Annotated in this window: 17 protein-coding genes, 2 rRNA genes and 1 pseudogene; 15 read left to right on the forward strand and 5 right to left on the reverse strand. The window is 45.4% G+C overall.

The features are described 5' to 3' along the window. Positions 1-169 precede the first annotated feature (169 nt). The 10 genes from F890_RS18860 (at position 170) to F890_RS16440 (ending at position 9241) form a co-directional block, all read left to right on the forward strand. Positions 170-325: a hypothetical protein gene (locus tag F890_RS18860; RefSeq protein ID WP_005105291.1), complete on the forward strand. Its 156-nt coding sequence runs from the start codon at positions 170-172 to the stop codon at positions 323-325. A 315-nt stretch (positions 326-640) separates the two neighbouring features. Then, positions 641-1027: an RcnB family protein gene (locus F890_RS16400; protein ID WP_005105288.1), complete on the forward strand. Its 387-nt coding sequence runs from the start codon at positions 641-643 to the stop codon at positions 1025-1027. A 242-nt stretch (positions 1028-1269) separates the two neighbouring features. Beyond that, positions 1270-1656, forward strand: a complete 387-nt coding sequence (locus F890_RS16405) for an RcnB family protein (RefSeq protein WP_005250179.1) — start codon at positions 1270-1272, stop codon at positions 1654-1656. Positions 1657-1788: 132 nt separating this feature from the next. Beyond that, entirely contained in the window at positions 1789-3132 is a 1344-nt protein-coding gene (gene argA / locus F890_RS16410; RefSeq protein WP_005250177.1) for an amino-acid N-acetyltransferase, read from the forward strand. Positions 3133-3465: 333 nt separating this feature from the next. Then, entirely contained in the window at positions 3466-4422 is a 957-nt protein-coding gene (locus F890_RS16415; RefSeq protein ID WP_005250176.1) for a sulfonate ABC transporter substrate-binding protein, read from the forward strand. A gap of 24 nt (positions 4423-4446) precedes the next feature. Further along, positions 4447-5442: an aliphatic sulfonate ABC transporter substrate-binding protein gene (locus F890_RS16420; protein ID WP_005250174.1), complete on the forward strand. Its 996-nt coding sequence runs from the start codon at positions 4447-4449 to the stop codon at positions 5440-5442. Between the two features lie 36 nt (positions 5443-5478). Next, positions 5479-6654 carry an FMNH2-dependent alkanesulfonate monooxygenase gene (ssuD, locus tag F890_RS16425; RefSeq protein ID WP_004647160.1) on the forward strand — a complete coding sequence of 392 codons (1176 nt, stop codon included), beginning with the start codon at positions 5479-5481 and terminating at the stop codon, positions 6652-6654. Next, a complete protein-coding gene (gene ssuC / locus F890_RS16430) occupies positions 6654-7469 on the forward strand; it encodes an aliphatic sulfonate ABC transporter permease SsuC (RefSeq protein WP_004729041.1) in 816 nt (271 codons plus the stop codon). The genes ssuD and ssuC overlap by 1 nt, the downstream gene beginning before the upstream one ends. Before the next feature lie 21 nt (positions 7470-7490). Further along, positions 7491-8297 (forward strand): ABC transporter ATP-binding protein, encoded by an 807-nt coding sequence (locus tag F890_RS16435; protein WP_005267725.1) that lies wholly within the window; start codon positions 7491-7493, stop codon positions 8295-8297. Between the two features lie 323 nt (positions 8298-8620). Further along, complete coding sequence (locus tag F890_RS16440) at positions 8621-9241, forward strand: TetR family transcriptional regulator C-terminal domain-containing protein (RefSeq protein WP_004281222.1); 621 nt, start codon at positions 8621-8623, stop codon at positions 9239-9241. A gap of 66 nt (positions 9242-9307) precedes the next feature. Here the strand turns inward: F890_RS16440 and F890_RS16445 are convergent, their stop codons facing one another. Then, positions 9308-9871 carry a 5'-methylthioadenosine/S-adenosylhomocysteine nucleosidase family protein gene (locus F890_RS16445; protein ID WP_005245594.1) on the reverse strand — a complete coding sequence of 188 codons (564 nt, stop codon included), beginning with the start codon at positions 9869-9871 and terminating at the stop codon, positions 9308-9310. Positions 9872-10102: 231 nt separating this feature from the next. Here F890_RS16445 and ribF point away from each other — a divergent pair, with 231 nt between their 5' ends. From ribF to F890_RS16470, 5 genes are all read left to right on the forward strand, one after another. Then, positions 10103-11104, forward strand: a complete 1002-nt coding sequence (gene ribF, locus F890_RS16450; protein ID WP_004729035.1) for a bifunctional riboflavin kinase/FAD synthetase — start codon at positions 10103-10105, stop codon at positions 11102-11104. Between the two features lie 64 nt (positions 11105-11168). After that, positions 11169-14015 (forward strand): isoleucine--tRNA ligase, encoded by a 2847-nt coding sequence (gene ileS, locus F890_RS16455; RefSeq protein ID WP_004647154.1) that lies wholly within the window; start codon positions 11169-11171, stop codon positions 14013-14015. Further along, complete coding sequence (gene lspA, locus F890_RS16460) at positions 14008-14547, forward strand: signal peptidase II (RefSeq protein ID WP_004729033.1); 540 nt, start codon at positions 14008-14010, stop codon at positions 14545-14547. The genes ileS and lspA overlap by 8 nt, the downstream gene beginning before the upstream one ends. After that, positions 14540-15022 (forward strand): FKBP-type peptidyl-prolyl cis-trans isomerase, encoded by a 483-nt coding sequence (locus tag F890_RS16465; RefSeq protein ID WP_004281217.1) that lies wholly within the window; start codon positions 14540-14542, stop codon positions 15020-15022. Before lspA ends, F890_RS16465 begins: the two co-directional genes overlap by 8 nt. Positions 15023-15158: 136 nt before the next feature. Then, entirely contained in the window at positions 15159-15701 is a 543-nt protein-coding gene (locus tag F890_RS16470; protein ID WP_004729031.1) for an NADPH-dependent FMN reductase, read from the forward strand. Between the two features lie 268 nt (positions 15702-15969). On the opposite strand, the pseudogene F890_RS19345 reads toward F890_RS16470, so the two are convergent. The 4 genes and pseudogenes from F890_RS19345 to F890_RS16490 all read right to left on the reverse strand — a co-directional run. Next, positions 15970-16365: pseudogene (locus tag F890_RS19345) on the reverse strand (tautomerase family protein). Positions 16366-16820: 455 nt separating this feature from the next. After that, on the reverse strand, positions 16821-17993 hold the full coding sequence (locus tag F890_RS16480; RefSeq protein ID WP_005267730.1) for a PQQ-dependent sugar dehydrogenase: 1173 nt from the start codon (positions 17991-17993) through the stop codon (positions 16821-16823). Between the two features lie 207 nt (positions 17994-18200). Continuing rightward, positions 18201-18315 (reverse strand): 5S ribosomal RNA (gene rrf, locus F890_RS16485). 209 nt (positions 18316-18524) lie between these two features. Next, a 23S ribosomal RNA gene (locus tag F890_RS16490) occupies positions 18525-21371 on the reverse strand; the annotation flags it as partial.

Here is a 21371-nt window from a genome sequence, read left to right on the forward strand (position 1 = left end):
TAATCTTGGGCACTTTTCGATAAAGTGCCCTTTTTTTTCTTAAAATCCTGCAAAAAATAACAATAAATCGGATTTACATATTAAATATATAAAATTATACGGTTTTCCAAATCAAACTCATTGAACTATGCTTTCTTGAACCACAGATAGATCAAATCAGGAGCGCAGCATGGCTGACCAAAAACGTAAAATTGAAACGATTCACCGGATTGAACAGTTGCAGTTATCTGAAGCATTGATTGTGGCACTTGATGATGCTCTTCAAGCTGAATCGGTGGCTGAAGCAATCCAGTCCTTGCAGGGTTTGGCAGAACAATGGAATTAATCTCAAACTAAACTGGCAAAATTCTTTGCCGTTTCAGTAAATCATGAACTTTTTTCTTGCTGATTCAATGCTGTTTTTTTGAGCTAAATCATCGATTTTCGCTTGCATGTTGGCCCTTGCTTTGATGAGATAAGGACATAGCTCGATAGGCCACTTTATAGAAGTGATGCCGTCGCCTAAAGTCATGTAAAAACATGACATCATCATAATATCTCTGCATTTGTTATAAAAATTGTGCCTGTTCTTCACAGTTTCTCTGCAATTTTTCCGTACATTAGGCACTGTAGAAGATGAACAATTTAATGAGGGTTCAACATGAAAAAGGTTTTGGTGGCACTGGCAATTTCTTGCAGTACATTCATGCTGAGCAATGTCGTCATCGCTGCCCCTCATTTCAATGATGAATCCCGTATGGATTCACGTCATGGTCATGACAAGAAAAAAGCCCGTGAGTTCCGAGAGGAAGAGCAACAGGATAACCGCCGTATGCGTGAAGAACGTGGGGTGAAACGCCTGCAACAGTTACGCTGGCAGCCGGGTTATGTGATGCCACAGCATTATCGTGGCAATGGCTATAAAGTTGAATACAAAGACCATCGCCTGCCTCGACCTGACCGCAAGCAGCAATGGTATAAAGTCAATAATGACTACATTCTGGTGGATTCTGAAAACAACAGCATTATCCGCATCGTGGGTGACTAGTTCATAAGCGCATTCAAATTTAATCTTCTTTAAGGCCCAACCATGTTTGGGCTTTTCTATTTTACTGGCTGAATTTTTTTATCCGCAAATCTTGCGGCTTATCCAGCTTTTAGACTGCATGACTTATCTACTAAATTTCTTCATGAATTTAACAATTTAACTAAATTGTACTCACGCTTTCTATGTACTTGTTCGCTAATTTAGTCTTATCGAAATTAGATATACATCTTAAGGTGAGAGCCATGAAAAAAGTCTTAACTACAATCGCGTTATCTCTAAGTGCTTTGTTAGCTACTTCTGCAATGGCAGCACCACAGCATGACTCGCGTTATGACTATAATCCACATAAATCGGCACCACACTGGAATGCCAAAGATAGCAAGAAATGGAATGACGACCGTCGCTGGAATGATGACCGCCGTCATAACAACCGTATGGTCAATCCAAGCCGTGACTGGCGCGTAGGACAAACTTTACCTCGTCAATATGACAACAACCGTTTTGAAGTGAGTGATCGCGAAGCACGCCGTTTACCAAATACCGGTCGTTTCCAGCAATGGTACAAAGTCAACAATGACTACGTTCTGGTGAATGAACGTACCAACAAAATTGTACGCATCATGAACTAAGCTTTCTCCATTACTGCTCGTCTTGCAGACACCTGAAGGGGACTTCAGGTGTTTTTTTATATCTGCGCTTCCACTTGCGTTTTTTTTCATTAGAATCAAAGCTGGATCTTCAATCATTGAAATGGGCTCAGCATGACTTCAGCAGAAACGTCACAAAGCACAACCTTGCAATATGTGCACTGGTTTCGCCATTCTGCGCCTTATATCAATGCGCACCGCAACAAAACCTTTGTAATCATGTTTGATGGCGAAGCCGTCTTAAATGATAACTTTCAGCATATTATTCACGATATTGCTTTATTACATTCTTTGGGCATTCGGCTGATTCTGGTACATGGTGCACGTCCGCAAATTAACCAGAATCTGTCTCAAAGCCAGATTACGACGCCTTTTTACCAGCAGCGTCGGGTCACCACACGTGAATCTTTAAGCTGCGTGATGAATGCCGTCGGTTCGATCCGCCTGCAAATTGAAGCACTGCTGTCGATGGGACTGGCCAACTCGCCGATGTATGGCGCCCGGATTGATACCGTTTCAGGAAATTTTGTCACTGCCAAGCCGTATGGCATTCGCGACGGTATCGATTTCCAGCTGACCGGTGAAGTTCGTGCGGTCGATACTGACGCGATTCAGCGTCATCTGGATAGCCATAATATTGTGATGCTTGGCCCGACCGGTTATTCCACTACCGGAGAAGTCTTTAATCTGCTGGCTGAAGAAGTCGCGACCAAAACTGCGATTCGCCTCAAGGCAGATAAACTGATTTTTCTCGGTAAGCAGCATGGCCTGATGGACAGTAATGGCCAGCTCAAACGTGAAGTGACCCCACAACAGCTGGATGATTTTATTCCGATAGAACAAGATGCACTGGAAAGAGGACTACAATTGAAAGCCGCACAGGAAGCCTCAATGAACGGCGTACATCGGGTGCATCTGATTTCTTATGCCTATGATGGTGCCCTGCTGGAAGAACTGTTCACCCGCGATGGTTCCGGCACTCTGGTCACCGATGCACATTATGAAGAAGTGCGGATGGCCGATATTCAGGATGTAGGGGGTCTGATCGGTTTGCTGCGTCCACTGGAAGAAGAAGGCATTCTGGTCTATCGTTCGCGTGAACGTCTGGAAAATGAAATCAACCAGTTTGCCGTAATCGAACGGGACGGCATGATCCTGGCCTGTGCCGCCCTCTATCCGATTCCGACCACTGGTGATGAGTTGCGTTCTGCAGAAATTGCCTGTGTTGCGGTACATCCAAGTTATCGCAAGTCTAATCGGGGTAGCCAGATTCTGCATTATCTTGAAGAAAAAGCCAAAAGCATGCAGATTCAGCAGCTGTTTATTCTAACCACCCGCACCGCGCACTGGTTTCTGGAACAGGGCTTTGAACCGGCTTCAGTCGATGATCTGCCGGATGCCCGTCAGGCTTTTTATAATTATCAACGTAATTCAATTGTTTGCAAAAAGTCACTTTAAAGTGGCTTTTACTTTCAGTGCTTTAGCTTAATTTTAGATAAAGATATCTGGCAATCTCGATTTAAATTTTAAAATTCTATTACTCGTTTTTAGCTAAACATATCAACAGATCAGATTTAAAAAAATAACTATAAATTTCATAAGTTTGATTAATTTAAATATTAAATCTTCATTTTTATATAAATCACTTTTTCGCATAAGTTTTGCGCTTTTTTATTTATCTTTTTTCTTCATTAGAAATTCCTGAATAGTTATTTTTTTAGAAAAACAAAAACGATTAGCGTGTGTCTAAGTTTTCATTCACTAGTTTTTCACTTTCGGGAGTTTTGATTCATGCGCCAATCTCATGTTCAGTTTTTAGCAAAGACTGCAGTACTTGGTACTGCGATGGTGGGTGTCATGATGCTTTCAGGCTGCTCGAAAAAAGAAGAGACCATTACCCTGAATATCGGTTTCCAAAAATACGGCGTATTACCTATTTTAAAAGAACGCGGTACGCTGGAAACCAGCTTAAAACAGCAAGGGGTCAATGTGAAATGGGTAGAATTTCCGGCTGGCCCGCAATTGCTTGAAGGCCTGAATGTCGGCAGCATCTCTTTTGGTGAAGCCGGTGAAGCACCGCCGATTTTTGCCCAGGCGGCCAACTCAAATCTGGTCTATGTGGCCAATCAGCCGCAAGCACCTAAGGCCGAAGCCCTGATTGTACCGAAAGATTCACCAATCCAGTCTATTCAGGATCTGAAAGGCAAACGGGTAGCCCTGAACAAAGGTTCAAATGTGCATTACCTGCTGTTGAAAGTTCTGGAAGCCAACAAGCTGACACTCGGTGATATTGAAGTGATTTATCTACCACCTTCCGATGCACGTGCTGCATTTGAACGTGGTGCAGTTGATGCCTGGGTCATCTGGGATCCGTTCTTTGCAGCTGCTGAACATCAGATTGGTGCACGTGTCATTGCCAGCGGTGAAAATGTGGTGAGCAACCACCAATTCTATCTGGCAGATCGCAAGTTCGCAGAAAGCCATCCTCAGGTGGTACAGGCGGTTGTCAATGAACTAAACCTGACCACGGACTGGGTCGCAAAAAATCAGGACGCTGCCGCTCAGCTCCTGCAAAAACCGACAGGTCTAGCCGTCGATGTCTTAAAAACCTCTATTTCACGCATGGGCTTCGGTGTTAAACCCCTCACGACTGACGTGATTCAAAAACAGCAACAGGTCGCCGATGCGTTTTATGCGCAGCAGCTGATTCCACAAAAGCTGAATATTGATGCAGCAATTATTAAATAACAGCAGAATAATTCGAGAATAAAGATGAGTCATTTAAAAACAGTTTCTTATATCAGTTTAGCGTTATTGAGCTTTAGTCTGACTGGCTGTCAGAAACAGGAAGCACAGCAAAAGACTGCTGCAGACACCAAAGCAACACAACCGGTAAAAACCATTGCGATTGGCTTTCAGAAATCAGCCTTGAATCTGCTGGTGGCACGCGATGAAAAGCTATTAGAACAACAATTCCCGAATGCCAAAATTGAATGGAAAGAGTTTCCGGCAGGTCCACAAATGCTGGAAGCCTTAGCGGTCGGTGCAGTGGATTATGGCTATGTGGGAAATACTCCGCCTATTTTTGCACAGGCGGCAGACAAAGCCCTGAGCTACGTGGCCTTTGAAAAAGTGGCGGGAAATTCTTTGGCCGTGGTCGTGCCGAAAGACAGTGCCATTCAAAATATTCAACAATTGAAAGGAAAACGGATCGCGGTGCAGAAAGGTTCAAGTGCCCATGAACTTCTGGCCAAAACCCTGGAAAAAGCCGGATTAAGCTGGTCAGAGATTCAAGCCGTCTGGCTTCCCCCTGCGGATGCACGTGCTGCTTTTGACAAAAAAGCCATTGATGCCTGGACAATCTGGGATCCCTTCCTGGGTGCAGCCGAGTTCGACAGCAAGGTTAAGGTGCTGATTGAATCTAGTGACTTTCCACAAACCTACTCCTTTTATATCGGCAATCCCGAATTTATTCAGAAGCATCCGGATAGCCCCGGGAAGTTTATCCAGGCTTTAAATGCATCTGACCAGTGGATTCTTAAAAACCAGGCTGTAGCTCTAGATATTTATCAGAAAAGTACCGGTCTGAAACCGGATGTAGCGAAGATTGCATTTGAGCGTCGTCTTAAACCTTCGCCGGTACAACCATTAACGACGGAAGTGATCAAAGCCCAACAGAATATTGCCGATCTCTTCCAGCAGGTTCAACTGATTCCCAAAACCATCAGCGTCCAGCAACAGATCTGGTCGCCAGCGGCCACACATTGATGAGCAAACAAGATCATTTAATTTAAGGAATATTATATGAAAATTTTCTGGTTTATCCCCACTCATGGCGACAGTCGTTACTTAGGCACCAGCAAGGGCGCACGTGTTGTAGATCATGCCTACATGAAGCAGATTGCCGTTGCCGTGGATAATCTTGGTTATGAAGGTGTCCTGATTCCGACTGGCCGTTCTTGTGAAGATCCATGGTTAACTGCAGCCAGCCTGATTGATGCGACCAAAAAATTAAAATTCCTGGTGGCATTGCGTCCAGGCGTGACCACGCCGGCACTGGCTGCACGTATGGCCGCGACCTTTGACCGCTTGTCTAATGGCCGAGTACTGCTGAATCTGGTGACTGGCGGTGACGAGCAGGAGCTAAAAGGTGATGGCGTCTATGAAGATCACACAACCCGTTATAAAACGGCGACCGAATACACCACCATCTGGCGTGAAATTTTAAAACGCTCACATACCGGTGAAAGCTTTAGTTTCCATGGCGAACGCTTAAGTGTCGATGATGCAAAATTGCTGTATCCACCCATTCAGCAGCCGCATCCGCCTTTATGGTTTGGTGGCTCATCGGATGATGCCATTGAGCTGGCCACGGATCAGGTCGATACTTACTTGACCTGGGGCGAGCCACCGGCAGCAGTCAAAGAAAAAATTGCAGTGGTAAAAGCCAAGGCTGCAGCTAAAGGTCGTGAACTGAATTACGGGATCCGTTTACACGTGATCGTACGCGAAACCAATGAGCAGGCCTGGGCGGCGGCTGAAGAACTGATTCAATATGTGGATGATGCCACTATCGCTGCAGCCCAAGCCAAGTTCAAATCCATGGACTCGGTCGGTCAGCGCCGTATGGCAGAACTGCACAATGGCGATCGCAGCAAACTCGAAGTTTCTCCAAACCTCTGGGCAGGTGTGGGTCTGGTTCGTGGTGGTGCAGGTACGGCACTGGTCGGCGATCCGGAAACTGTCGCTGCACGTATCCAGGAATATGCCGATCTGGGGATCAGCACCTTTATTTTCTCAGGCTATCCACATCTGGAAGAATCCATCCGTTTTGCAGAACTGGTATTCCCTTTACTTCCACTGGAAACCCAGCAAAAACTCACTCAACCAAACTTGACCGGTCCATTTGGTGAAATCGTGGCGAACAACTACACACCGGACGAGAACAAGCAGGCTGAGAAAATTAAGGAGTCTGCTTAATGTCAAAAGTCGTTTCCGTTGAAACCCTGACCCCAAAGCAGGTTTCACGTGGAACAATTCTGGGGCAGCATCTGCTGCCCTGGCTGGTTCCAATTTTTTTGATTGCGATTTGGCAGATTACCTCTAGTACAGGCCTGCTGGAAAGCCGGATTCTGCCTGCACCTAGTGCGGTAGTTTTGGCCTTCTGGAATTTGCTACTCAGCGGTGAACTGTGGATGCATGTGCAAGTCAGTGCGGGGCGTGCTATTAGTGGCTTATTGGTGGGGGGTGGTTTGGGCCTATTGCTGGGCCTGTTAAATGGTTCATCCAGAACTGCCTCTACCCTGCTCGATACCACCTTGCAGATGATCCGCAATATTCCTGCACTGGCACTCATTCCCCTAGTCATCTTATGGTTCGGGATTGATGAATCTGCCAAATTGTTTCTGGTGGCGATTGGGGTATTTTTCCCGATTTATATCAATACCTATCATGGGATTCGTTCCGTCGATCCGCAATTGATCGAGATGGGCAAAAGCTATGGCTTAACTCGCTGGCAACTGTATAAAGAAATTATTCTGCCGGGTGCGATGCCGTCAATTCTGGTCGGACTGCGTTTTTCTCTAGGTCTGGTCTGGGTATTGTTAATCGTTGCCGAAACTATTTCTGCTCAGTCTGGTATTGGTTATATGACCATGAATGCACGTGAATTTTTGCAAACTGATGTGGTCTTGGTGGGTATTTTACTGTATGCCCTGCTCGGCAAACTGGCCGATGTTCTGGCCGTGGCCTTAGAGCGATTCCTGCTGCGCTGGCATGCCGGCTATCAAAAATAAAGAATAAATGAGGAGCATGTGATGACTGATCTCAGTTTAGGGCGTCATGCCAATGACCCGATTGCACCACTCGAACCACCTACAGCAGAGATCAATCCTGCTGCAGTGATTGGTGCCGAAATTATCATTGAACAGCTGCATAAGTTTTATGGTTCGGTCAAAGTTCTGGAAGATCTGGACCTGCATATCCAACCTAGTGAATTTCTGGCAATTGTCGGTCGCAGCGGTTGTGGTAAAAGTACCTTATTGCGCCTGATTGCCGACTTGGAACAGCAAAGCTACGGCGAAATCAAATTCAAATCAGCCCGGCATATCCGTGAAGGCATTACTGCAGATGATATCCGGGTGATGTTTCAGGATCCTCGCCTGCTGCCTTGGCGCAGTATCGAACAGAATGTGCAACTTGGTTTACCGAAGGAGCAGCATGCCAAAGCCTCTCAAATGCTGAAAAAGGTCGGACTCAAAGAAAAAGCCGGACTGTGGCCTTCACAGCTTTCCGGAGGACAACGGCAACGTACCGCCTTAGCGCGAGCATTATCGCATCAGCCGCGTATTCTGCTGCTGGATGAACCGCTCGGTGCTCTGGATGCCCTAACACGTCTGGAAATGCAAAACCTGATTGAGCGCCTCTGGACCGAACAAGGCTTTACCGCCATTCTGGTCACGCACGATGTCAGTGAAGCCGTGCAACTGGCAGACCGGATTATCTTGCTGGACAAAGGCCATATTGCCAAAGAGTTTAGAGTCAATTTGCCACGTCCCCGGCAAAAAAGTGTGACATTTGCAGAACTGGAACATCAGGTCTTGCAGGCAGTTTTAGCGACCTGAATACCCACTCCAACCCAAAATCGCACATGGTTTTGGGTCTTATTCTTATAAAAAATACTTTTATCTCAATGAGAAGACATTTTTATCAGTTTCATTTCAACATTATTCTTCTCTTGCATTGATGAAGAAAAAAAATGAATAAATGAAGTATTTTCAGAAACTTGAATTTTTCTCCCGGTGTAGATGCATTTAGCCTGTTTTAAATATTGATCTAGAGAATAAATCATCATTATTCAAAAAATTAGCCTGTGACTGTGTGCACAAATCTGATGATTTGCCGTACAATTGAGGATTCCCTTTTTCATTGTTTTTTATATTTGCTAATGGAACAAAAAAAGAGTACTCAAAAACGCAATCAGCTGCTAAATGCTGCACTAGACGTATTTTCCCTATATGGTTTTAATGGGGCAAGTCTGGATGAAATCGCACAAATTGCAGAAATGCATAAGTCGAATATTTTCTATTATTATGAAAATAAAGAAGCCCTGTATGTCGAGGTATTAACCACCGTTCTACAAAAATGGCTGGCGCCTTTACAAACCTTGGAAGCTGAACTTGAGCCTGAAGAAGCGATCACCAATTATTTGATGCAAAAAATTGAAGTGTCGCGTACCCAGCCTAAAGCATCACGTTTATTTGCTTTGGAGGTGATTCAAGGTGCACCGCATATTCTGGAAATTTTAAAAGGTCCGCTAAAAAAACTGGTCAAGCGTAAAGCCAAAGTGATTTCCAACTGGCAGGAGCAAGGCAAGATTTCTGCAGATATTGATCCTGAGTTACTGATTCTGAATATTTGGGCGATTACCCAGAACTATGCAGACTTTGCGACCCAAATGGAAATGGTCACGGGTAAAACCTTGCGTAACCGCAGCATGCAGCAACGCATTATCCAGCATACGGTACATATGATGTTATACGGCGTGATTCCACGCACGGATAAATAAGCAAGCGCTTCTGATTGGCACACGACCATAGCTGCTATGGTCGCCGAGCAAACTTGACCCTCCTATTTATTTTACCATTTGATATAAATCTAATAATTTTTTCGCACCCAATAACAGATTTTCTTCCCAATCCAGATGCGCAGTCTCATTAGCTCCATCAGTAATGTATTTCACTGAAATCAGCCGAACGCCCAGCTTTTTACAGACTTTGGCCAAGGCATAGCCTTCCATATCGACCAGATTACACGCCACTTTTGAAATACCGGTTTCAAAGCTATCGCCTGTCCCACAAATTCCTTTCGGCAAATGGTCAAAGAAAGAATCCAGCTCAATCGCACCCGGGAAATGCTGATCCATCGGGGTCATGCCGATCTCAAAGCCAAGGGGCGACACATCCATATCACGCTGTACAAATTGCGTGACTTCGACCAGTTCATGCGCATTAAAATGCGAACTTCCCGCGCTGCCCAAATTCAATAAGGTACTGCAACCGGTGTTCTGAATCACCTCAAAAGCTTTAAAAGCCGCATTGACTTTACCAATCCCGCTGTAATGTACCTGAATGCCTTCTGCTTCAAACAAGCCTTTGGATTCATTGGGTAGAGCCATGATGAGCGCCAGATCGGACATTCGAAACACCTGATATCAAGAAAAACCCTGACATTAGAAAACAAAACCGGCTGAATGAAAAGCATCAGTGCTCTGATCAAACATACTTAGTGCGTAGAAAAACCAGCCGGCTCAATTCCAAGGAAGGTGAATTTTCAAGAAAAATATTGCATAAAAACACAACAGCAAGACGAAAGCGCGAGATTATGGCAATATATAGCCTCTCGATATTTCTAAGCACTTGATTTGCCCATGCAGCTGCTCCGTCTAAATGCTTTAGCCTCTCATTCTGAATTACCCAAAACTGCCGTGACCATCGGTAATTTTGACGGCGTGCATTTAGGCCATCAGGCGATGATCCGTCAGCTGAAACAGGTGGCCAAAGCACAGGGTTTAAAATCTGTAGTGATGATTTTCGAGCCGCAACCGCTTGAATACTTTCAGGGTTATGAGGCCCCACCGCGTATTTCATCATTGCGTGAAAAAGTTGAATACCTGACTGAGCTGGGTGTGGACTATATCGCGGTGGCGAAATTTGACCATACTTTTCGCAGCCTGACTGCAGAAGCCTTTGCCGACATTTTAAAAGAAAAACTCAATGCCCGGCATCTGGTCTTGGGCGATGATTTTCACTTTGGTAAAAACCGCCAAGGCAACAGCGAATTCTTGCGCAATTACGGCTTTGAAGTGACCAATTTAAATACCATTGCGCTAGATGGTGAACGCGTCAGTTCCACCCGGATTCGCCAGACGCTACAAGCCGGTGATTTAGCCTTGGCCGCACAATTGCTGGGGCGTCCCTATAGCATTACCGGGCGGGTGCAATATGGTGATCAGATTGGTCGAACTATTGATTTCCCCACCATTAATGTACGGCTCAACCGCCATAAGCCCTGCCTGAAGGGAATTTACGGAGTTGAGGTCATTTGCGAAACCCAATCCTTAAAAGACAAAGTAAAAGCCGACTCTGCAACGCAAACAGGCATTGTGGGTTATGACCCGACTGCCCTGTTTGGGGCCGGTCATGTCGGCACACGTCCAGCCATCAAACAAGCACATCCAGAGTGGCGATTAGAAGTACATTTTCCAGATGTTTCTGCTAATCTGTATGGCCTGTTGATGCGGGTGACGTTCTTAAACTATTTACATGGCGAAAAGGACTATCCTTCGCTTGAAGCGCTAAAAGCCGGAATTGATGATGATGTCGAGAAACTGCTTGAGTTTCGTCGAAATCACCCCACATTTCCCTTTTAATATCCCATATTTTTATTGTAAAACGTGTCAGTAACATAACTGATTAGATTGGAAGACGACTTGCATGAGCGATAAGCAAACTCCTGAAAATGCAGTGGACTATAAAGCCACGCTAAACCTCCCAGGTACTGACTTTGCAATGAAAGCAAATTTGGCAGTACGTGAAGCGAAATGGTTAGAAGAGTGGTATGCCGACAACATTTATCAGCAGATTCGTGAATCGCGTATTGGCAAGAAAAAATACGTGCTTCATGACGGCCCTCCTTATGCCAATGGTCAAATCCATTTGGGCCATGCGGTCAACAAAGTACTCAAAGACATCATTATCAAAAGCCGTGTCATGGATGGCTTTGATGCACCGTATGTACCGGGCTGGGACTGTCACGGTTTGCCAATCGAACTCAAAGTCGAAGAAAAAGTCGGCAAAGTCGGCGTGAAGGTAGATGCGTCTACCTTCCGTAAAGCCTGCCGTGAATATGCCTACACCCAAGTTGAACTTCAAAAGAAAGACTTCGTACGTATGGGCGTATTCGGTGATTGGGACAATCCTTACCTCACGATGAACTTCAAACAAGAAGCCGACATCGTACGTTCACTGGGTGCAATCGCAAAAGCAGGTCATATCGAGCCAGGTCTGAAACCAGTCAACTGGTGTCTGGACTGTGGTTCATCATTGGCTGAAGCTGAAGTTGAATATGAAGATAAAAAATCCGACGCGATTGATGTTGGTTTTACCGTTGTTGATTTAGCTGATTTATCTGCTCGTTTAGGCGTAGAGGTTGCTGATCGTACTGACATCGTGATCTGGACCACCACACCTTGGACCATGCCTGCTAACCAGGCGGTTGCACTGCATGCTGAGCTTGAATACCAATTGGTTAAAGCAACAGCGGAAGATAAAGCTGCACAAAACTTTATCTTGGCGAAATCATTGGTTGAGTCTGCGACTCAGCGTTATGGCTTTACTGCATTTGAAGTACTTGCTGAATTCACAGGTGCAAAACTTGAGAATTTAGTTCTCCAACATCCGCTCATTGCTGAACGCCAAGTGCCTGTGATTTTGGGTGAACACGTCACCGATGCTAGCGGTACAGGTGCTGTACATACTGCACCGGGTCACGGTGTGGACGACTATAAAGTTGGCTTACAGTACAACTTGAAAGTTGAAAACCCAGTCGGTGGTAATGGTGTGTATTTACCAACGTCGCCAATCTTCCCAGGCGAGCACATCTACAAAGCCAATCCAAAAATTATTGCAGCATTAACTGAAGCGACCAAGCTTTGGGCACATGTAGTGATCAAGCATAGCTACCCGCATTGCTGGCGCCATAAAACCCCGATTATCTTCCGTGCGACCCCACAATGGTTCATCAGCATGGATGCCAAAGGTCTGCGTCAGAATGCACTGAATGCGATTGAAAACGAGATCAGCTTCGTACCGGATTGGGGTAAAAACCGTATTCAAGCGATGATCGAAGGTCGTCCGGACTGGTGTATCTCACGTCAACGTACTTGGGGCGTGCCAATTCCATTCTTCGTACATAAAGACACCAATGAATTGCACCCACGTACACCTGAACTGATCGAAGAAGTCGCGAAACTGATCGAGCAGGAAGGCATTGATGGCTGGTACAACCGTGATGCATCTGAGTTTATCGGTGCGGATGCTGAACAATACAACGCTGTTCGTGACACGCTAGACGTTTGGTTCGACTCAGGTACAACGCACTATGCAGTACTGCGTGAACGTGAAGAACTGACTGATCCTGCTGATTTATATCTGGAAGGTTCAGACCAACACCGTGGCTGGTTCCAGTCGTCGTTATTGACCTCGATTGCGATTAACGAACGTGCGCCATATAAAGGTCTATTGACCCACGGTTTCGTGGTCGATGAAAAAGGTCGCAAGATGTCCAAGTCGATCGGTAACGTGATCACACCACAAGACATCATTAAAGATATGGGTGCAGATGGCTTACGCTTCTGGATCGCATCAGCGGACTACCGTTATGAAATGACCGCGGGTAAAGAAATTTTTAGCCGTGCCTCTGATGGTTACCGTCGTATCCGTAACACGCTTCGTTTCTTATTGGCGAACTTGAATGGTTTCAAACCATCAACAGATGCCCTGCCTGTAGATCAATTGATCGCGCTTGATCAATACATCTTGCAACGTGCATCTGAAGTGCAAGAAACCATTAAAAAAGCATACGAAGATATGAACTTCCATATCGTCACCACTGCTTTAACGAATTTCTGTATCAATGACTTAGGTGGTTTTTACTTAGACATCATCAAAGACCGTCAATACACCACGAAAGCGGATTCGCAAGCACGTCATTCTGCACAAACTGCGTTGTATCACTTGGTACAAGCATTCGTGCGTTGGATGTCACCAATCCTGAGCTTTACTGCACAAGAAGCTTGGCCGTTAATTCCTGAGCAATCAGAGAAATACGTGTTCACGGCTGAATGGTATGACATTCCTGTGGCTTCAACTGCAAATGTAGTATCTGAAGCTGAATGGCAAACGCTCATTGCTGTGAAATCTGCAGTAAACAAATTCATTGAAACTGCACGTACAGCAAAAACTGTCGGTTCTAACTTGTCTGCCAAAGTTGAACTTTGGGCAAATGCTGAATTAAAAGCAGTGCTAGATAAGTTAAGTGATGAGCTTCGTTTCGTACTGATCACATCGCAAGTGATCGTCAATGAGTTTGATGCAGCACAAGGTGAAGCGTCTGATCTTGAAGGCTTGAATGTGAAAGTTTCAGCAGCGGATGGCGAAAAATGCGTACGTTGCTGGCATGTATTACCAGATGTAAATACACATTCTGCACATCCTGGTCTATGCGGTCGTTGTATTATCAACCTTCCTACAGGCCAAGGCGAAGAGAGAAAATATGCCTAATACCCACACCAAAAAGGGCTTATTCCAGTTCTATCCACATAATTTATGGTGGGTTGGACTGGCCATTCTGGCGATCATTCTGGATCAATGGACCAAATGGATTGCAGTGACAAATCTGAACTATGCAGATCCTGTTCCTGTGCTGCCCTTTTTAAATTGGACACTGCTACATAACTATGGCGCTGCCTTTAGTTTTCTGTCCGATGCCGGTGGTTGGCAACGCTATTTCTTTACTTCACTGGCAGGTTTAGTGTCTGTGATCTTTGTGTTTTGGCTGATGCGTATGCCAAAAGACATGAAAATTTTACCGCTGGCGATTGCCCTGATTTTGGGTGGTGCTATCGGTAATTTAATCGACCGGGTCAGCCTCGGCTATGTGGTCGATTTTATTCATGTGTATTACCAGAACAGCCACTTCCCTGCGTTCAATATTGCAGACAGTGCCATTACTGTGGGCACTATTCTGATGCTGATTGATACCTTTTTCTTAGAAAAACATCGAATTCAACAGGCGAAAGCACAACATGACTGATTTTATTCATCCTAACGAAGAAACGCGGGTTGCAGACGGTTCTAAAGTCGAGCTGCACTTTTCTGTCGCAATCGAAAATGGCGTGGAAATTGACAATACCCGTAGCCGTGAAGAACCGGTCAGCCTGGTGATTGGCGATGGTAATTTACTGCCTGGTTTTGAAAAAGCACTGTTTGGTTTACGTGCCGGTGACCGTCGTACGGTGAGCCTGCCTCCAGAAGATGCTTTTGGTCCTTGGAATCCGGAAAACATCCAGAAATTTGATACGGTGAAGTTTGGAGAACGTCCGATCGAAGGTCACATGATCGAGTTTGAAGACAAAGCCAAAGCCACCTTGTATGGCGTGGTGAGATCGGTGAATGATGATATTACTGAAGTGGACTTTAACCATCCATTGGCAGGCAAAAACATTACCTTTGAAGTGGAAATCTTCAAAGTGACACCTGCGGGTCAGCAAGGCATTAAACTGATGTAAGACATCAGCTAATTAACTGATTTTAAAAAAGCTCCTTCGGGAGCTTTTTTATTTTCCGGATACAAATCATCTCTAGTCACCTCTCTGAAATCTGATTAATTTAATTTGATAATCAGACCCGAAGAAAGGATGAAACATGAAAATTTATATTGTGGTTGGGAGTGTGCGTGAAGGACGTACCGCGATTAAAGTGGCGCACTGGGTACTGCAGGAAATTAAAAGTTATTCCTTTAGCACTTTGGAAACTGAAATTGTCGATCTAAAAGAATGGGATCTTCCGCTATTTTCTGGTGCCCATCCTCCATTGACCGGGATTTATGATCAGCCCAAACAGCAAGACTGGGCCGACAAGATTGCGCTTGGCGATGCCTTTATTTTTGTCACGCCTGAATACAATCATGGCTATAGCCCTGCCCTGAAAAATGCCCTGGATTATCTCGGCAAGGAATGGCAAGGCAAACCGGCAGCTTATATTGGTTATGGTGCGACCAACGGCTCACGTTCAATTGACCAGATTCGTCAAGTCGGCACTCAACTAGGACTGGTGGATACCAATGCCGTGATCGAAATCCGTGACATCTTTGCGCGCAACAAAGATTATTCCTTCCAAGGCAATGAATTTGATAATAAAAACTTAAAAGCTGTGGTGGATAGACTGATTCAATATGTCAGTGCTTAATGAATGGACGACAGCCCTGTACGTTTTAGCCTACATGCAGCGCAGAGTTTAGCCGCTATGCGGTCGTTTTATGCGAGGCTATAGTCAGTACATAGACAGACAGGAAGTCTGCTCAGCGATACGACAACAATAAAAAGCGCCAATCAACAGGACGTTGACAGATTAGACAGGAGTCAGATCTGAGAAGCAAATCCAGAAAAGCCTCGACAGGATGTTGAGGCTTTTCTGTTTAAACTTTAGATTTAACGTGACTACTGATCTGGATGCATCAGACATCAACCTTAAACCCGAGATCAACATCACAGGCGGCTTGTCCTCCTCGAATCCCCCAATTTTCCAATGCACTTTCTCTCAGATGAATCAGAATATGATCTGCAGGAATACCGATTTCCCCCGAGACTTTTGACCATCTGCTGATACAAGGTGCGCTTGGTCTCCAGACTGCGGCCAGCAAACCAGTCAATACTGATCAAGGTAAAATATCAGGCTGAGCTAAATGACCCATATACTGAAAACAATGCGCTTCATGCATGACCAGACGAATATTACGATCATATTCAGGCAGCTGAAAGGTAGTTTTCACACAATGAAATATGTTGTTGAGCAATTGTTCCTCAACTGCTTGAGGATATTGTCGCCGAACTTCAATTTGAATCGTAGGCATAGGAGTTTCCTTTTTATTATTTTATGGACGTTCTTATTTATATCAGTTGATGCATATCAAAAGAGTATTCTCTCGCTAACATATAGCAAAATCACCATCCCTATTTGTAATTTGATCGGATAATCATTTTGAAACAGTATTTTTGAATTTATCTTTTTAAAATTCGGCTGTCGGCTTTGACCTACAATCCATGCAGTTAAACTGCCCTATTGCGTTGTATCGCTTCAGGCTATATTCAGATCATACCAAGACAGGAAGTCTTGTAAGAAAAATAAAAAAAATCACGTAGCAGGATGCTGATCACAGACATTATACCTTTAACAGAATATGAAAAGGCCTTCACAGGATGTAGAGGCCTTTTTCTTTCATGCCAGCATCAGCTTAAAAAGATTTTTATCCAGATGGTCAGCTTATTCAATATTTCATATTTAGATAAGCAACCTAAAAGCAGATGATTAAGGTGCTGTCATTTTTAACAAACCTGCTCGCGGACCATCTTGAATCACCCACAGTGAACCATCCTGTGCCTGAGCAACCCCGCGAATCCGCTCTTTCATATCCAGACGTTGAACTTCTTTCACTGGAACCTGGGTGGTATCCACAATCACAATCGCCTTAGAAGACAGACCGGTAGCAATCGCTTTATTTTTCCATTTCGGAAAGACATTAGCAGTATAAAATATTAAATCTGAAGGAGAAATTACCGGAGTCCAATTCAGTGCCGGGGCCTCAAATTCAGGTCGGGTACTGTGGTCAGGAATCGGCTTACCGTCATAATGATCGCCATTGGATACCAGTGGATAACCATAATTTTTAGCTTTGACAATCTTGTTCAGTTCATCGCCGCCTTTCGGTCCCATTTCGATCACCCAAAGCTGCCCTTTCGGATCAAAAGCCATGCCTAGAGGATTACGGTGTCCAAGACTCCAGACCTGCTGGGCAATTTTACCCTGAGTCATAAACGGATTATCGGCAGGGATTGAGCCATCATCATTCAGGCGAATAATCTTACCGGCATTAGATTGCATGTCCTGTGCAGGGTTGAATTGCTGACGTTCTCCTGAACTGATCCATAACTTACCATCCGACCCGAATACAATCCGATGGGCATAATGTCCTTGGCCTGAAAATTTCGGCACTTGCGTCCAGATCCGTTCAATCTGTTTCAGTTGGGGGGTAGACTGGCTCAAATCAAGTTTGCCACGAACGACCACAGCACCATATCCACCTTGACCCTTTTCAGCATAACTCAGATATACCCATCGATTCTTTGCAAAATCTGGATGTAAAGCAACTTCACCTAAGCCGCCTTGGCCCTCATACGCAACCTGGGGTATACCTTTCACCTCGATTTTTTTCTTGGTTTTTGGATCAAAGAGCTGCAATTTTCCTTTGCGCTCAGTAATCAATAGTCGGCCATCATTTAAAGTAGTAATCGCCCACGGCTCATTAAATTGAGCCACCTGTTCAACCTTATATTTTTGCATGCTTAAAGAGACTGCATCCGATTTGGCAGCTGATGTAGATGCGTCTTGAATACTTCTAGAAGATGAATTCTCTGCATGACAGGCAGTAAATGCTAAAGCACAACAACTGAGTAGAATTTTTATTTTAAATTGCGACAACATCCTCTTCTCCATACTGATTTATTGTTCAAATTAACATCAAGATACAGAGTTTCTGGTCTAAATTCAGCATAGAAAAGTAAATAGATATATTTTAAAAATTATAAATAGAATTTCTCTTAATAAAGAATTAGTGTCTAAGCTTTCGACTAAATCCCACGCATAAAAAAATCCCCCTCTGCTGATGCGGAGGGGGATTTTGGAATAATGAGCTGGCGATGACTTACTCTCACATGGGTAACCCCACACTACCATCAGCGCTAAGAGGTTTCACTTCTGAGTTCGGGAAGGGATCAGGTGGTTCACTCTTGCTATGGTCGCCAGCACAACTGTTTATGGATACTTGCTAGGTCTTATTGAGATGCCTTGCTTTCTACCAAATAGAATTCATTAACAGATATATCTGAGTTCTTGCGAGTAGAACTAAGCAGTGCTTAATTATACTCTCATTTGTTCTTAAGCGTTCACTAAATCAAGCTGTTTTGCTTAATATCGAATCAATCGAGCTTCGTACAACAACTGTTTGGGTGTTGTATAGTCAAGCCTCACGAGCAATTAGTATTGGTCAGCTTCACATATCACTATGCTTCCACATCCAACCTATCAACGTCGTAGTCTTCAACGGCTCTTTAGGAGACATAAAGTCTCGGGGAAATCTTATCTTGAGGTAGGCTTCCCGCTTAGATGCTTTCAGCGGTTATCCCTTCCGAACATAGCTACCCGGCGATGCCACTGGCGTGACAACCGGTACACCAGAGGTTCGTCCACTCTGGTCCTCTCGTACTAGGAGCAGATCCTCTCAAATTTCCAACGCCCACGGTAGATAGGGACCGAACTGTCTCACGACGTTCTAAACCCAGCTCGCGTACCTCTTTAAATGGCGAACAGCCATACCCTTGGGACCTGCTTCAGCCCCAGGATGAGATGAGCCGACATCGAGGTGCCAAACACCGCCGTCGATATGAACTCTTGGGCGGTATCAGCCTGTTATCCCCAGAGTACCTTTTATCCGTTGAGCGATGGCCCTTCCATACAGAACCACCGGATCACTAAGACCTACTTTCGTACCTGCTCGACTTGTGGGTCTCGCAGTTAAGCGCGCTTTTGCCTTTATACTCTACGCGTGATTTCCGACCACGCTGAGCGCACCTTCGTACTCCTCCGTTACTCTTTAGGAGGAGACCGCCCCAGTCAAACTACCCACCAGACATGGTCCTCGTCCCGGATAACGGGACAGAGTTAGAACCTCAATATTACCAGGGTGGTATTTCAAGGACGGCTCCATCGCAACTAGCGTCGCGACTTCAAAGCCTCCCACCTATCCTACACAAGTAAGATCAAAGTTCAATGTCAAGCTGCAGTAAAGGTTCACGGGGTCTTTCCGTCTAGCCGCGGGTACACCGCATCTTCACGGCGAATTCGATTTCACTGAGTCTCTGCTGGAGACAGCGCCCCCATCATTATGCCATTCGTGCAGGTCGGAACTTACCCGACAAGGAATTTCGCTACCTTAGGACCGTTATAGTTACGGCCGCCGTTTACTGGGGCTTCGATCAAGAGCTTCGCTTACGCTAACCCCATCAATTAACCTTCCAGCACCGGGCAGGCATCACACCCTATACGTCCACTTTCGTGTTTGCAGAGTGCTATGTTTTTAATAAACAGTTGCAGGGGCCTGGTTTCTGAGGCTGTCGGCCGCTCAAGGAGCAAGTCCTATCACAGACAACAGCGTACCTTCTCCCGAAGTTACGGTACCATTTTGCCTAGTTCCTTCAGCAGAGTTCTCTCAAGCGCTTTGGTCTACTCGACCTGACCACCTGTGTCGGTTTCGGGTACGATTCCTGTGTAACTGAAGCTTAGAGACTTTTCCTGGAAGCATGGTATCAGCCACTTCACTGTACAAGTACAGCTTGCTATCAGTTCTCAGCATAGAGTACCCCGGATTTGCCTAAGATACATGCCTACAACCTTCCACCTGGACAACCAACGCCAGGCTGACTTAACCTTCTCCGTCCTCTCATCGCATTACACAGAAGTATTGGAATATTAACCAATTTCCCATCGACTACGCCTCTCGGCCTCGCCTTAGGGGTCGACTCACCCAGCCCCGATTAACGTTGGACTGGAACCCTTGGTCTTTCAGCGTGCGAGTTTTTCACTCGCATTGTCGTTACTCACGTCAGCATTCGCACTTCTGATACCTCCAGCAGACTTCTCAATCCACCTTCATCGGCTTACAGAACGCTCCCCTACCACGCATAATAAATTGTGAATCCGCAGCTTCGGCATATAGTTTTAGCCCCGTTACATCTTCCGCGCAGGCCGACTCGACTAGTGAGCTATTACGCTTTCTTTAAAGGGTGGCTGCTTCTAAGCCAACCTCCTAGCTGTCTATGCCTTCCCACATCGTTTCCCACTTAACTATAATTTTGGGGCCTTAGCTGGCGGTCTGGATTGTTTTCCTCTTGACTACGGACGTTAGCACCCGCAGTCTGTCTCCCGGATAGTACTCATTGGTATTCGGAGTTTGCATCGGTTTGGTAAGTCGGGATGACCCCCTAGCCGAAACAGTGCTCTACCCCCAATGGTATTCGTCCGAGGCGCTACCTAAATAGCTTTCGGGGAGAACCAGCTATCACCAAGTTTGATTAGCCTTTCACCCCTATCCACAAGTCATCCCCTGGCTTTTCAACGACAGTGGGTTCGGTCCTCCAGTTAGTGTTACCCAACCTTCAACCTGCTCATGGATAGATCACCTGGTTTCGGGTCTATACCCAGCAACTAAACGCCCTATTAAGACTCGGTTTCCCTACGGCTCCCCTATTCGGTTAACCTTGCTACTGAATATAAGTCGCTGACCCATTATACAAAAGGTACGCAGTCACCGGACTAAGCCGGCTCCCACTGCTTGTATGCATGCGGTTTCAGGATCTATTTCACTCCCCTCACAGGGGTTCTTTTCGCCTTTCCCTCACGGTACTGGTTCACTATCGGTCAGTCAGGAGTATTTAGCCTTGGAGGATGGTCCCCCCATATTCAGACAAGGTTTCACGTGCCTCGCCCTACTCGACATCATCATATAAGCCCTTTCGTGTACAGGACTATCACCGTCTACGGTCGCACTTCCCAGAGCGTTCCACTAGAACTTATATGACTTAATGGGCTCTTCCCCTTTCGCTCGCCGCTACTGAGGGAATCTCAATTGATTTCTTTTCCTAAGGGTACTGAGATGTTTCACTTCCCCTCGTTCGCCTTGCAACACTATGTATTCATGTTGCAATACCTACCTTATGGTAAGTGGGTTTCCCCATTCAGACATCTCCGGATCACAGGATATTTGCCGCCTCCCCGGAGCTTTTCGCAGGCTATCACGTCTTTCAT

Source organism: Acinetobacter sp. CIP 64.7, from assembly GCF_000369745.1.
Taxonomy (GTDB): Bacteria; Pseudomonadota; Gammaproteobacteria; order Pseudomonadales; family Moraxellaceae; genus Acinetobacter; species Acinetobacter fasciculus.

Coding starts and splice junctions, on each gene's coding strand:
- argA (WP_005250177.1), top strand. CDS start 1,789: ATGACTTCAGCAGAAACGTCACAAAGCACAACCTTGCAATATGTGCAC.
- F890_RS16445 (WP_005245594.1), bottom strand. CDS start 9,871: ATGTCCGATCTGGCGCTCATCATGGCTCTACCCAATGAATCCAAAGGC.
- F890_RS16470 (WP_004729031.1), top strand. CDS start 15,159: ATGAAAATTTATATTGTGGTTGGGAGTGTGCGTGAAGGACGTACCGCG.
- F890_RS16420 (WP_005250174.1), top strand. CDS start 4,447: ATGAGTCATTTAAAAACAGTTTCTTATATCAGTTTAGCGTTATTGAGC.
- ribF (WP_004729035.1), top strand. CDS start 10,103: ATGCAGCTGCTCCGTCTAAATGCTTTAGCCTCTCATTCTGAATTACCC.
- ssuC (WP_004729041.1), top strand. CDS start 6,654: ATGTCAAAAGTCGTTTCCGTTGAAACCCTGACCCCAAAGCAGGTTTCA.
- F890_RS16440 (WP_004281222.1), top strand. CDS start 8,621: ATGGAACAAAAAAAGAGTACTCAAAAACGCAATCAGCTGCTAAATGCT.
- F890_RS16480 (WP_005267730.1), bottom strand. CDS start 17,993: ATGTTGTCGCAATTTAAAATAAAAATTCTACTCAGTTGTTGTGCTTTA.
- F890_RS18860 (WP_005105291.1), top strand. CDS start 170: ATGGCTGACCAAAAACGTAAAATTGAAACGATTCACCGGATTGAACAG.
- ssuD (WP_004647160.1), top strand. CDS start 5,479: ATGAAAATTTTCTGGTTTATCCCCACTCATGGCGACAGTCGTTACTTA.
- F890_RS16435 (WP_005267725.1), top strand. CDS start 7,491: ATGACTGATCTCAGTTTAGGGCGTCATGCCAATGACCCGATTGCACCA.
- F890_RS16400 (WP_005105288.1), top strand. CDS start 641: ATGAAAAAGGTTTTGGTGGCACTGGCAATTTCTTGCAGTACATTCATG.
- F890_RS16415 (WP_005250176.1), top strand. CDS start 3,466: ATGCGCCAATCTCATGTTCAGTTTTTAGCAAAGACTGCAGTACTTGGT.
- lspA (WP_004729033.1), top strand. CDS start 14,008: ATGCCTAATACCCACACCAAAAAGGGCTTATTCCAGTTCTATCCACAT.
- F890_RS16405 (WP_005250179.1), top strand. CDS start 1,270: ATGAAAAAAGTCTTAACTACAATCGCGTTATCTCTAAGTGCTTTGTTA.
- F890_RS16465 (WP_004281217.1), top strand. CDS start 14,540: ATGACTGATTTTATTCATCCTAACGAAGAAACGCGGGTTGCAGACGGT.
- ileS (WP_004647154.1), top strand. CDS start 11,169: ATGAGCGATAAGCAAACTCCTGAAAATGCAGTGGACTATAAAGCCACG.